This window comes from Treponema sp. Marseille-Q4523 (assembly GCF_016901105.1).
Lineage (GTDB): Bacteria > Spirochaetota > Spirochaetia > Treponematales > Treponemataceae > Treponema_D.
The window spans coordinates 19,577-31,969 of sequence record NZ_JAFEVM010000005.1; the positions used below are offsets into that span (position 1 = coordinate 19,577).

The 12,393-nt window shown below is 50.3% G+C and carries 13 protein-coding genes and 2 tRNA genes; 5 read left to right on the plus strand and 10 right to left on the minus strand.

Annotated elements, in window-relative coordinates:
* Nucleotides 1–5: 5 nt before the first annotated feature.
* The 9 genes from dnaG to JSQ97_RS02430 form a co-directional block, all read right to left on the minus strand.
* On the minus strand, nt 6–1,787 hold the full coding sequence (gene dnaG / locus JSQ97_RS02390; protein WP_205074586.1) for a DNA primase: 1,782 nt from the start codon (nt 1,785–1,787) through the stop codon (nt 6–8).
* Entirely contained in the window at nt 1,787–2,905 is a 1,119-nt protein-coding gene (gene mltG, locus JSQ97_RS02395) for an endolytic transglycosylase MltG (protein WP_205074587.1), read from the minus strand. Before mltG ends, dnaG begins: the two co-directional genes overlap by 1 nt.
* Complete coding sequence (locus JSQ97_RS02400) at nt 2,902–3,099, minus strand: hypothetical protein (protein ID WP_205074588.1); 198 nt, start codon at nt 3,097–3,099, stop codon at nt 2,902–2,904. The genes mltG and JSQ97_RS02400 overlap by 4 nt, the downstream gene beginning before the upstream one ends.
* The gene (locus JSQ97_RS02405; protein WP_205074589.1) at nt 3,096–4,034 is read right to left on the minus strand and encodes an MBL fold metallo-hydrolase; all 939 of its coding nucleotides are present in this window, start codon (nt 4,032–4,034) and stop codon (nt 3,096–3,098) included. The genes JSQ97_RS02400 and JSQ97_RS02405 overlap by 4 nt, the downstream gene beginning before the upstream one ends.
* Complete coding sequence (locus JSQ97_RS02410) at nt 4,034–4,486, minus strand: YkgJ family cysteine cluster protein (protein WP_205074590.1); 453 nt, start codon at nt 4,484–4,486, stop codon at nt 4,034–4,036. The genes JSQ97_RS02405 and JSQ97_RS02410 overlap by 1 nt, the downstream gene beginning before the upstream one ends.
* A gap of 49 nt (nt 4,487–4,535) precedes the next feature.
* Nucleotides 4,536–4,617: transfer RNA gene (locus JSQ97_RS02415), tRNA-Tyr, on the minus strand.
* A 4-nt stretch (nt 4,618–4,621) separates the two neighbouring features.
* A tRNA-Thr gene (locus JSQ97_RS02420) sits at nt 4,622–4,695 on the minus strand.
* Nucleotides 4,696–4,735: 40 nt separating this feature from the next.
* Nucleotides 4,736–5,119 (minus strand): chorismate mutase, encoded by a 384-nt coding sequence (locus tag JSQ97_RS02425; protein ID WP_205074591.1) that lies wholly within the window; start codon nt 5,117–5,119, stop codon nt 4,736–4,738.
* Nucleotides 5,116–5,868 carry a hypothetical protein gene (locus tag JSQ97_RS02430; protein ID WP_205074592.1) on the minus strand — a complete coding sequence of 251 codons (753 nt, stop codon included), beginning with the start codon at nt 5,866–5,868 and terminating at the stop codon, nt 5,116–5,118. The genes JSQ97_RS02425 and JSQ97_RS02430 overlap by 4 nt, the downstream gene beginning before the upstream one ends.
* Nucleotides 5,869–5,940: 72 nt before the next feature.
* On the opposite strand from JSQ97_RS02430, the gene JSQ97_RS02435 reads away from it, so the two are divergent.
* The gene (locus JSQ97_RS02435; protein ID WP_205074593.1) at nt 5,941–6,306 is read left to right on the plus strand and encodes a hypothetical protein; all 366 of its coding nucleotides are present in this window, start codon (nt 5,941–5,943) and stop codon (nt 6,304–6,306) included.
* Here JSQ97_RS02435 and JSQ97_RS02440 read toward each other — a convergent pair.
* Nucleotides 6,278–7,090: a motility associated factor glycosyltransferase family protein gene (locus JSQ97_RS02440; RefSeq protein ID WP_205074594.1), complete on the minus strand. Its 813-nt coding sequence runs from the start codon at nt 7,088–7,090 to the stop codon at nt 6,278–6,280. The two genes, JSQ97_RS02435 and JSQ97_RS02440, sit on opposite strands and share 29 nt — an antisense overlap.
* 2 nt (nt 7,091–7,092) lie before the next feature.
* Here JSQ97_RS02440 and JSQ97_RS02445 point away from each other — a divergent pair, with 2 nt between their 5' ends.
* From JSQ97_RS02445 to JSQ97_RS02460, 4 genes are all read left to right on the plus strand, one after another.
* Nucleotides 7,093–8,505, plus strand: a complete 1,413-nt coding sequence (locus JSQ97_RS02445; protein WP_205074595.1) for a CCA tRNA nucleotidyltransferase — start codon at nt 7,093–7,095, stop codon at nt 8,503–8,505.
* Nucleotide 8,506: 1 nt separating this feature from the next.
* A complete protein-coding gene (locus JSQ97_RS02450; protein ID WP_205074596.1) occupies nt 8,507–9,655 on the plus strand; it encodes a site-2 protease family protein in 1,149 nt (382 codons plus the stop codon).
* Nucleotides 9,656–9,739: 84 nt separating this feature from the next.
* Nucleotides 9,740–10,105: an FMN-binding protein gene (locus JSQ97_RS02455; protein ID WP_205074597.1), complete on the plus strand. Its 366-nt coding sequence runs from the start codon at nt 9,740–9,742 to the stop codon at nt 10,103–10,105.
* Between the two features lie 382 nt (nt 10,106–10,487).
* Complete coding sequence (locus JSQ97_RS02460) at nt 10,488–12,392, plus strand: FAD-dependent oxidoreductase (protein WP_205074598.1); 1,905 nt, start codon at nt 10,488–10,490, stop codon at nt 12,390–12,392.
* Nucleotide 12,393 lies beyond the last annotated feature (1 nt).

Here is a 12,393-nt window from a genome sequence, read left to right on the forward strand (position 1 = left end):
TTTTATTACTGTTTTAATTCGCTGTCGAGTTTCATTTTTTCCGCAAGAAGCGATTCGAGTTGTGTACGATCGCTTTCCGTTGCGGGATTGAATAATCGGATCCTGCTCATGAGCGCGCTCCGTTTGCGTTCGAGCGCATTCCGTTTGATAAGTTTGATACCGTCTTCCACAATGCGCTTCCCGTTTCGGGAAAATTCACCGGACGATATGACACGTGTGATCATCCTGCCGAGTTCTTCATCGTCGCATCGGTTCAGTATGCCGCCTATCGATACGGTCTTTTCTCTGAAACAATCTTCCAAGATAATAAATAATTTTTTGGCGAGAGGGTCTTCAAAATCGTCGACGGCGATCTCCGCGCGCATGACCGTATACAGGTCGAGTTCGGCTATGACGGCGAGAACGGTCCGCAATTCGGCGTTGAGGGAAATGTCCGAATTCTGTCTGCCTGTCGATGATTGCTGCCGGTTTTTTAAGCGGTCGCGGGCTTGTTCACGATTTTCAAAATCTCTCTTAACAGCCTCCGGCTTTAGATTGAATGCCTGGCACAGCTGCTCAAGGCATGACTCTTTTTGAATATCGGAGCGGAGCGCGTCGACATACCGAAAAAACTCGAGCGATGCCTTTGTTTTGCCTTCGGGGGTATCAACAGCGAAATCGCTGCCCAATTTGGATAAAAGAAAGTTACTATCCAATATAGCATTATTTACGTCATTTGTCAAGGTCTCGGCCCCATAGCTTGCCATGATCTCCGCCGGGTCTTTACCTTCCGACAGTCTGATGATCTTTACCGTAAAATCGAACGATCGGCACATGATGATCGCGCGCACGGTCGCCGCCTCGCCCGCTTTGTCCGAATCGAAAGAAAGCAGTATCGTGTCCGCAAAACCGCGCACGATGCGAAGCTGCTCTTCCGTGAGCGCCGTTCCGAGAGGTGCTACCGCATAGGTGATACCGCACTGGTGGTAGGCGATGCAGTCCATATAGCCTTCGCAAAAGATGACTTTTTTTTCTTCACGTATTTTATTTTTGGCGAAATTGAACGCATAGAGCGTTTCGCCTTTTTTGTACTGGATCAAATCCCCCGAATTCAGATACTTCGGTCCGTCTCCGTGCAGCAGGCGGCCGCCGAATGCGCAGCACTGCCCTCTCCTGTTGAAGATAGGAAACATGAGACGGTCGGAAAAAAAAGCCGTGTCGGGATAGTTTTTGCTGAAAAGCCCCGATTCTGCAAGGAAGGTGTCGCTGAAGTTTTTTCCTCGCAAAAATTTTTTGAGCCAGCTCCTGTCGGCGGGCGCATAGCCGAGTTTGAATGCCGCTATCGTTTCGGCCGTGATGCCTCGTCCGGTGATATACGAAAGCGCATCTTTCCCGCCGGGCGTCTGCGTGAGCAAATAGTGAAAGAGAGTCGCCGTGCGTTCGTAGAGGTCGATATAGAGATCTTTTATGCCGTCGTCTTTCGGCCGCTCGGGGATGTCGCCTCCCGAATACGTCACTTCGATTCCCGCCCGCTTTGCAAGTGAGCGCACGGCATCGGCGTAGGAAATCTTTTCCGTCTCCGTAACGAATTTTATGACGTCACCGCTTGCATGGCAGCCGAAGCAGTAATAAAATTTTTTATCGCCGTCGACGTGGAACGACGCGGTTTTTTCGTTGTGAAACGGACAGCAGCCCCACCAATCGTTGCCGCTCCGCTTCGTCAACTTCGTATATTCTCCGACAATCGAAACGATATCGGACATATTGTGGACGGCTTCGATCGTATCCTGCGATATGAGAGAAGCCATCAGTTTTCCGCCGCCTTTTTTGTCGTATAGCGCACGCCTTCTTTGATGTGTTCGCCGAATGAGTCCGAAAATGCGTGGCGTCCCGTTTTTTCGTCTATGAGGCGAAAATAATAATAATTCGTTTTCGGAGTGTCGGCTGCCGCTTCGAGCGCGATCATGCCGGGATTCGAAATCGGAGTCGGCGGAAGAGCCGCCCACTTATACGTGTTGTAGGGACTGTCGATTTTCAAATCGTCGTAGGTGATGACGTCGGGGTGCGCTTTGCCCTGTATTTCGGTGATGATGTATTCGATCGTCGCGCACGAATACAAGCCGATATTTTTTGCGATGCGGTTTTTGAACACGCTTGCGATAAGCGGCGCTTCGTCCGCGACGCGATATTCCCTCTCGACGATGGACGCGAGAACGAGCGTCCTTTGAAGTTCTTCGGGAGAAAGGGATGCGAGCGTAGGATTTTCGCGTATATGTTCGAAAAAATTTTTTACCATCATGTCGATGACCGACGAAGATGCCATGTCGGGCGTAAAAAAGTAGGTATCGGGAAAGAGATATCCTTCAAGGGTCGATGAGCGTATGTCGTATTTTTTTATGAGCTCACCGTTTACAGCTGCGGCTTTAAAATCAGCTGCGGTACAGATACCCGCATTTTCGAGGCGCTCGCCGATTTTCGAAATCGTCAATCCTTCGGGAAAGGATGTGCGCACGTATTCCCTCTTTCCCGACGATGCGAGGGCGAATATGTCGGAGATACTCATACCGCTTGAAATGCGGTATACGCCGCTTTCGAGCTTGAGCTTTGCACCTCCTGCAAGAAATCGGAAAACCGGATAGCGAGCGGCAAGGTAAAACGCATTTTCATTTTTAATAAGTTTTTTTTCTTTGAGTGTACGGGCGAATTTTTTTACCGTCATCCCTTCGGGAACTTCGACGCGCTCGGTTACCGCCTCCTCCGTCCTTGAAGCCGGATGCGTTTCGTATATAAAAAAAAGAGACGCGACGATTGCGCCGAGCGCGAGTGCGGCAAGCGCTATGTAAAAAACGCGCTTTCCTTTTGTGACGAATGTCCTCGTGCCGCGCCTATCGACCCTGTCTGCGCCGCCGGATTTTTTTTGACTCATGAATAAAATCGCTCCGCATCTCCGATCGAAATGGAATCGTACACCGCTTTTTCCACGGCGTGCGTAAATTTTTCAAGACCAGAAGGAATGCTTTCTTCGTGGTCGCGGAAAAAATGCGCGATGAGCGCCGTCTCGTTCGGTGAAAACTCGTATAAAAACGAAAGAGATGCGGGTTTGGTTACATCGTCCGTCATAGGTTTATCTCCGCGCCCTCCGTCGCGAGGTAAACTTGCATATTCGCGTGCTCGATATACTGCGCGTACCACCGCGCCGCGTGCAAAATCGAATGGAGTTTTTTATCGTCGTATGTCGGTTCGTGGTGAAAGAGATACACTGATTTGATGTTCCAATGAACGGCAAAATCGATCGCATAGCAAAACGCCGAGTGACCCCAGTTTTCTTTTTGATAAGCTTCGGCGACGGTGTACTGCGAATCGAGCACGATGACATCGGCGTCCTGAAACACTTTTATGCGCGCGCTCGTTTTTTCGAAATCTCTTTGCGAAAGTTCGACATCAGTCGCATACACGAATTTTTTCCCGTTTTCGCTTATCGCATACGAATACGAATTTCCCGGATGCGACATTTTGCAGCAACATACGGGAACTCCTCCGACGCTGAACGGTTCACCCGATTTGACCGTGTGAAAAGTTATCCGCTTTGCACACACGTCAAAGGGCGCCGGAAAATACGGGCGCGACATTTGAGTTGCAAGGATACGGGGAGCTGCGGGAAAGGCGGAATAGATATCGATCTTCACCGAAGGATCGTAGATCGCGTCGAAAAACGGAAAGCCCTGCAGATGATCCCAGTGAAAATGGGATAAAAACAGATTGTAGTGATTGTCGGCGGGTTTTACGCCGTTTTTGCCGAGCACGCGTATACCCGAACCCGCATCGAGTACGATCTCCGTACCGTTTGCGGTTTTTACTTCGACGCAGGGCGTATTGCCGCCTGTCGTGCCGTACAGCCAATCGGGGAGCGAGGCGATAAAGCGTTCGCGTGCATCTTCCGATGCGATGTCTTTTTGCGTAATGCGCTGGACGACTGCGGTGATCTTCGTTTGAATCTGCCGAGGCGTAAGAGGCGTCGGAACGGAACCTCTCACTCCCCAGAAATATATTTTCATCAGTGCTCCCCTCCGCGCTTAAAACGCAGCGGCTCGTTGTTTTCATACGCCGCACGCGATGCGTTTATCTCGTCTTTCGTCCAAAGCTTTCCGCGGTTTATACCGGGACAGGCATTTCCCTCTTTTTCCCACGATTCTTTGTCCGTCAAAAATCCCGTCCAAAAAGGATATGTCCTGCACTGTACCGGACGAGAACCGTAAGCGGTGCATCCGTCCTTCCACAAAATGCAGTCGTAGTTTTCCGTATCTTTTAAGCACAAAAGGTATTCGTCGTCATATTGCGGAACAAGACGGCAATAGGTTTTAATAAATTGATCTTCCGTCAAATCAAACCATCGACACAGATCCGTCAAATCGCTTTGCGAGAGAAAGACAAAGCCCGGTTCGATCCTGCAGCAAAAAGAGCATCGGTTGCACTCAAAATGAAGACCGTCGTCAAAAAAAGCCGGCATAGTATCAGTATAAAGAAAAAGCCCGTTACAGGCAACGGGCTTTTTGCAATGGGGAGTGAAGGATTCGAACCTACGAAGGCATAGCCAGCAGATTTACAGTCTGTCCCATTTGACCACTCTGGAAACTCCCCAAAAAGCCGACTCAGGGATTCGAACCCTGGACCTCGAGATTACAAATCACGCGCTGCTACCAGCTGAGCTAAATCGGCGCTGCAGGTCGGCACATACTATATAATAATATAAATCTCGTCAAGTAGTTTTTTGGGAAAAATCGGGGCGCAGCGCTTCGGCTCCGTTTATGTATACGTGGCGCGCGGAGGCGCCCTCGTCCATGTATGCGGTGACGAGAGCGCGGATCATACCGCCTGCCATGCCGCGGACAGAAGCTTCTTGACTGCAAAAAAGTGCGCAGGCGGAAACGTCGATTTCGTTTTGTCCGCATCTGAGCGCGGATGCGGGATTTATTGCGTCCAGATCTTCGGTCATCGTAAACTGTATCGATACGACGTCTTCCGGAGCGATATTGTTAAGTTTAAAAAGAGATGTGCACATATCGCATACCCCTTTCGTAATCGATTCGGCCGTATTTTCCGCGCCGGAAGCTCCGCGTAAACCGTAGAGACGTTTTGTCATCGACCGCTCTTTGTCGTACCTGAAAAGCTGTTTTGCAATTCGGGATAGGTTTTTAAAAGTTCGGTTATGTCTCTGTTCCGCGCCTCCGTGCGCGCTTGCTGCATATGCTGCGCTTCGATGTACGCATCGCGCGCGCTATTGTACAATGTGCGGTCAGGCAGCTTCGACGAAATAACGGCAAAGTTGTCGAAGACGATGTTCGGATAATCGATCGATGCGCGCACTCCTTCGAGGAGTTCTTCCGACGTAACGGTTTCCGGCTGAAAGTCGGTGCTGTCGGATGTTTTTATTAAAATATACGACGCCGCTTTTCCCGCAATGGCCGTGCACGAAGAATCGAGATATGCATCGAGACTTTCGGCGTCGGTGACGATACCGCCGTTTACGAGAGCGATGATGTTTTCAGGCGTAACGCGCGCCGTGCAGATAAAATCGAATCGATATGAAAAATCGGGAGCCGATTGAAAGGCGGTGCTGTACACATCAGCCGACGGGAGAGAACCCGATACGGTTTTCGTTGCAGAGCGCGGCTTTAAGCTGAATACGCGGAGTACCGCGTTCGTCGGAAGCAGGCATTCCCAATGCCACGAAAATTTGCCCGGCAAAACGGGTTCGCGGTTGACACCGCTCGTCTTCGATATGAGCACGCCGCATTCGCCCGCTCCGACTTTGAATTGCGTCCATCCGAAATAAAACACGACGCCCGCTGAAACAAGTAAAATAAAAAATATCGCGATAACCTTTTTCATACTTCCTCTATGTATGTTTTTGCTGTATACTCGAAATTATAATCTTTTTTGCGATAACTGCAAGGTGGAGCGATGGGCGGTAAAGAAATTGAAAAGGACGATTCGAAACCCGTTTTATACCGGCTCGTCATGCGCACCGTTTTATTTTTCGCCCTCTTTTTATTTTCGCTCCTCGTCTTTTACGCGATCGGAAATTATCAAAATTTTCTCGACGAAAATCAATATGTTATTTTAAGCGCGGCTTCTCTCGCCTCGATCGTGCTCTTCGTCTTTTCCGTTTGGGGCTTTGCCGTTTCGCTTTTCTATGCGCTCAAAAAAGATAGCCCGCGCCGCGCTCTCTATATCGTATCGGCAGCCGTCATGATTTTTACGGCGGCTTTCGGTTTTGTGTGCATGTTCGCTTCCCGCCTCATCGATTTTCTTGCGGCCGGAATGTAACCGTTGCGGATAGCGGCAGGATGAACAAAAAATCCGCTTCGCATGCGGTAAGCGTCACGGGCTTTCGATCCGTAAAATAATTTTCCGAAATACGGTTACTGATGCTCGGCATACCCTCTCTTCGAAAACCTTCCCAAAAAAGACCGTGCGATATAAGCTTTCCTCCGGTACGGGAAGAAGTCGTGCGGGCAACGGAAACGATGTCATCCCGTTTTAAATCGGAGATTTCACAAACCGTTCCGCTTTTGAGCAGCCGGACGGCTTCGTTCGGAAGGAGCCATAGGTCGGCATGCTGCGGGGTACAAAACGAATCGCATATCGCCAAAAGGTGGTCGAGCCTGCCTCCCCCGCCGCCGATGAGCGTGATAAACGGAATTGCATTTTGTAAAGAAGCTTCACGGAAGGCCGCATCCAAAGCGAGCTCCGTATCGGTAAAATCTTTATCGCGGGAAAAACGTTCAATGCGCGGCACTTCCCGTTTTTCTCCGAACTGCGGACTTTCATCATCGTTCCGGTCGTACAGATCGATGAGCTTTACATCGGAAATGCTGTCGAAGTCCCCGACGATAAAATCGGGCGTCAAATCGATGTGTGCCGCTTCGCCGTTTTTGAACGCATCCGCATAGCGCTTGAGCGTATCGAGTCCCGAATCCGCAGCGATGACGATGTCGGGCACATGGGAGACGAAATGCGATTCGACCGCTTCGGGCTCCGGGGCATCGCCTCCGGTAAAGATCGTGCAGCATATAGACTTTTTCCGCTCGGAAAACTTATAATCGCTCATACATGTATAGTAACGCAAAAAATATAAAAATTCCCCCCGTTCTCAAAAAAATGCACGAGATTTTTTCCCGCGGCGGTTTCCGCTCCTACCTCGTCGGAGGAGCCGTACGCGATATGCTCATGGGCATTTCCCCGCACGATTACGATGTCGCAACCGACGCAAAGCCGGAAGACGTCATGCGTCTCTTTCACCGCGTCATTCCGACGGGGATCGCGCACGGGACGGTAACCGTGCACCTCATGGGATACCACATCGAAACGACGACGTTTCGCACCGAATCGGGCTATTCGGACGGGCGGCATCCCGACAGCGTTGCCTATGCGGCGTCGATCGAAGACGACCTTTCGCGGCGGGACTTTACGATGAACGCGGTCGCCGTCGACCTCGCCGACGGAAAACTCGTCGATCCGTTTTCGGGCAGAGCCGACATCAAAGAAAAACTCATCCGTGCGGTCGGAAATCCGCACGAGCGCTTCGGCGAAGACGGACTCCGTCCCGTCCGCGCGATCAGATTCGCTGCTCAATTGAAATTTCGTATAGAAAAGTATACATATTCAGATATTTTCGAGGAGAAAACGCTCGCCGTTGTTCAAAAAATTTCGATCGAGCGCTTTCGTGACGAATTCATCAAAATGCTGGCTTCCGACGAACCCTCGGTCGCGCTAAAAATGCTCGAAGAAACGGGCATACTCGCTTTTTTTATCCCCGAACTCCTCGAAGGGCGCGGCTGTCTCCAGTCCGACTCTCGGGGCTTTCACGACTTCGACGTGCTCGACCACCTCTTTTACGCGTGCGACGGCGCGCCGAAAGACAATCTTACCGTCCGCCTTGCAGCCCTCTTCCACGATATCGAAAAGCCGAAAACAAAGCGCGTACTCACTGAAAACGGCATCGAAACGATAACGTTTTACAACCATGAACGGACAGGCGCCGAAATGACGAAAAAAATCCTCACGCGCCTTCGCTTTCCGGCAAAAACCGTCGCTTCGGTTTCGCACCTCATAGCCGAACACATGTTCCACTACGAAAGCGCATGGAGCGATGCCGCCGTCCGCCGCTTTATCGTACGCACAGGAACGGAGTCTATCGACGACCTCTTCGATTTGCGCCTTGCCGATATCTACGGCATGAAGAAGGAACCCGTGCGAATGCACGACAGCGCTGTCGGAAAAAATCTCGTCGAACTGAAAAAGCGGATCGAAGCCGTACAAAAAGAAAACTCCGCTCTTTCGCTTAAGGATTTGGCGGTAAGCGGAGACGATCTTGCACAAGCCGGAATACCTCGGGGAAAAGAGATGGGGTGCGTGCTCAAAGAACTCTTCGACACCGTACTCGACGATCCGAAAGAAAACACAAAAGAAAAGCTTTTGGCGATCGCACGGAATATATACCGAAAAAATTTTTATGAGAGGTAAAATGAAAAACCGCCGCAAATTTTCAAAAATATTTTTTATCCTGTACATCGTCGGTCTCATTGCTATTATCGCGCGTCCATGGATACGCGACTACGGATTTACTTCAGACGCTCTTTTACCGACGATCCTAACGATCGTTTTACTGGGGGCTGCGTATTATCTGTCGCTTGCCTCTGCGATAATCGTTCACGAATTCGGGCATTTGATTTTCGGTCTTTTGACGGGGTATACATTCGCTGCAATCGGTTTCGGACACCATCTTTTTTTACGGCGGGACGGTCGCGTGCGGCGCTTTGTCTATAAACTTCCCGGAGCGCTCGGCTTTTGCGCTATGGAAGTGCCCGATATGAAAGACGGCAGCTTCCCTTTTGCACTCTATCTTTCAGGCGGCGCTTTATGCAACGCATTTTTGGCGCTCGTCTGCATTTTCGCTTTTGCATTCGGCATCGGAAGCGGCATATTGTTTTTTCCTCACGCATTTTTGCTTTTCGCTTTCGTCAATGCGTATCTTGCGATCGTTTCGATTTTGCCGATAAAGACGAAATTTCTCAATACCGACGGAAAGCAATTGTTCGATTTATTAAAACATAAAAATATGCGTAAATCGTTTTGGGCCTGCGAAAAAATAAGCGCGGCGCAGTACCGCGGCGTAAAATTCGAAGACATCCCTTCCGAATGGTTTAATGAAACCGACGATACGCAGAGCGTCTATGCCGCATCGATACGCGCGGTGCGCTTTCTTGCACGGACTGAAACCGATGAGCCGAAAGAAGTGTGCGCGCTTATCGAAAAAGAGCTTTCCGAAAACCACGCTCTTTCAGGTAGGAGTAAAGCTCTGCTCATCTGTATGCGCATCTATTACGAGTCGATCGGCGAACGGGATGCCGGCACATTGAAAAAATTAATAACGCAAACGCAAATTGATTTTATGAAACGAATGAAAAATGTGCCGTCGGTCATACAGACCGAATACGCGTATGCGCTCCTCGTAGAAAAAGACGTTCGCGAAGCGTCCCGTATAAAGGCCCGCTTGGAAAAGATTTCGAAAAAATATCCTTTCCCTGCTGAAATCGATACGGCAAAAAAGCTGATTACCCGTGCCGATGAAATCTCGAAGCGCGAAAGCCCGAATGTGAACGGAGATATGTGACGGGCGTCTGGAGATTTTTTCAAATATCGTTTATCATTCAAAGCAAATATCGAAAGGTATAAAAAGAACAGGAGGCATGATTTTATGAAAAAGCTATGTGTGATTGCGGCGGCTGCCGTGATTGGAATGTGTTCGCTGTATGCGGGCGGTAAAGATGTCTCGTACAAAGCGGGAACGTACAAAGGAACGGCGAAGGGCAACAACGGAGATATAACGCTCGAAGTAACCTTTTCAAAAAATGCGATCAAAAGCATTAAAGTCGTTTCGCACAAAGAAACGCCGGGTCTTTCCGATCCCGCGTTCGCAAAGATTCCCGATGCGATCGTAAAAAAACAGACGCTCGCCGTCGACGCCGTTTCGGGAGCTACGAATACCTCCCGTGCGATCCTTGAAGCCGTCGAAAAAGCGGTCAAAGCTGCAGGCGGCGATGCGACTGCTTTGAAAAAATAAAAGGGTCGCCAAAAAGACGGAAAGGATGCAAAATGAAAGGCTGCCGCAGATTTTCAAAAATATTTTTTACAACGTGTATATCGCTTTGAAATTTGCATCCGCGAAAACTCGAATCCGATCGGTGCTCTGTGCGAAGAGCGCGATGATTCTAGCCGTGTTTTGAATATTATCGTTTATCATCCCAAAGGACTGTAAGGAAACAGGGCTTGGACACGAGAAACTTTATTATTTAGAAAAAATCGCGTGTAACGCAAAAAATCGGCTGTACTCCCGGCAACAGCTCTGCCGAACGTTCCACCTTTTATGTAATTATACGCCTCTTTTCTGTGTATACGTTTCTCATGCGAATCTCTGTGTACAGAAAAACAGGAGGCATGGTTTTATGAAAAAGCTGTGTGTGATTGCGGCGGCTGCCGTGATCGGAATGTATTCGCTGTATGCGGGCGGTAAAGACGGCGCATACAAAGCGGGAACATACAAAGGAACGGGAAGCGGCAATAACGGAGAAGTGACGCTCAACGTAACCTTTTCAAAGGACGCGATCAAAAGCATTAAAATCGTTTCGCACAAAGAAACGCCCGGTATTTCCGACCCCGCGTTTGCAAAGATCCCCGATGCGATCGTAAAAGGACAAACACTCGCCGTCGACGCCGTTTCGGGTGCGACGAATACCTCCCGTGCGATCCTTGAAGCCGTCGAAAAAGCGGTCAAAGCTGCAGGCGGCGATGCGGCTGCTTTGAAAAATAAAAGGGTCGCCAAAAAGACGGAAGTGAAAGAACTTTCGACCGATGTCGTCGTCGCGGGAGCGGGCGCGTCGGGAACTGCCGCAGCTCTTGCCGCAGTGCAAAACGGCGCGAAAGTGATTTTGCTCGAAAAGGCTGCAGGCGTGAGCGGTGCGGGAACGATGGCCGGCGTCATGTTCGCCGATCATAGCGATCTGCAAAAAGCCGCAAAAAAAGAAGTCGATTCCAAATGGCTCTACGATCAGTATATCCGCGATTCGAGCTATTATGCGAACGCACGCTTGGTGCGCACTATCATCAGAGAATCTTCCGATACGGTAAACTGGCTTGTCAAAAACGGCATGAATTTGATGCTTCTCGATGCGGGGTACGGCGCGCAGTATAACCATGTCGGTATGCCCGCAACCGCGCACGGCTATGTCGACGGCGGCGCCAAAGCGATCGGTGATCTCCATAAAAAAATCAAAGACCTCGGCGGAAGTGTGTATTATGAAACACCCGCGAAAGAATTGCTTTTCGACGCATCACACCGCGTCGCCGGTATCAAAGCCGTGCAAAGCGATGGAACGACGCTCAATATCCGCGCAAAAAAAGTGATCTTGGCAACGGGAGGATACGGCGGAAACGAAGAAATGATGAAAGCTCGTTTCGGAGCGAAAGCGGGAACGGGACTTGTCAAAACCGCGACCGGCGACGGACTTGTTATGGCGTGGAGCGCGGGAGCTGCCGAACTCGGAGCCGACGTCGCACAGTGGTTCGGCATGAAATATGACGGTGCAAATACGAAAAAAATGCCGAAGGGTACGGGAGAGCTTACCGAACTCGTACGCAATCCCCTGCTCTTTGTCGATAAAACCGGTAAGCGGTTCGGCGATGAAGCTGAAGCCTATGAAAGCGCCGCACTCGGCACGATGATGTACAATCTGCCGGATGCGGAAATGGCGATTATCCTCGACCAAGGCGTTATCGACAATGTCGCAAAAAACGGGCTTGCAAAAGTGTTCGTAGACCGCTGGGGAACGATGTACGGCAAGGGTATGGTCTATTCCGAAAACGGACATAAACGCGATCTCGATAAAATGACCGAACAACTGCGTGCGCCGAAGGATTACAGTGCGGCGATGGCCCAAGCGGTTGCCGCAGGCATTGCCGTAAAAGCCGATTCGATCGAATCGCTTGCAAAAGCGCTCGGAATGGAAAACCTCGTCGCCGAAGTTTCAGCCTACAATGCATTGTGCGCTTCAGGCAGCGATACACAGTTTTTCAAAGACACGAAATTTCTTTACCCCGTAAAACAGGGGCCCTACTACGCGGTTTTGACGCGCCTTCGCTGTTTGGGCACGCTCGGCGGAGTCGCGGTCGACGAGCGCATGCAGGCCGTCGATGCCGATCAAAAACCGATTGCAAACCTCTATGTCGTCGGCGCCGATGCGGGAGGCGTGTACGGGAACAACTACGTTATGTTTGAAGGCGGCACGCTCGGTTTTGCATATACGTCCGGGAAAATCGCAGGCCGCGAAGCGGCTGCTGCTCTGAAACGCTGAT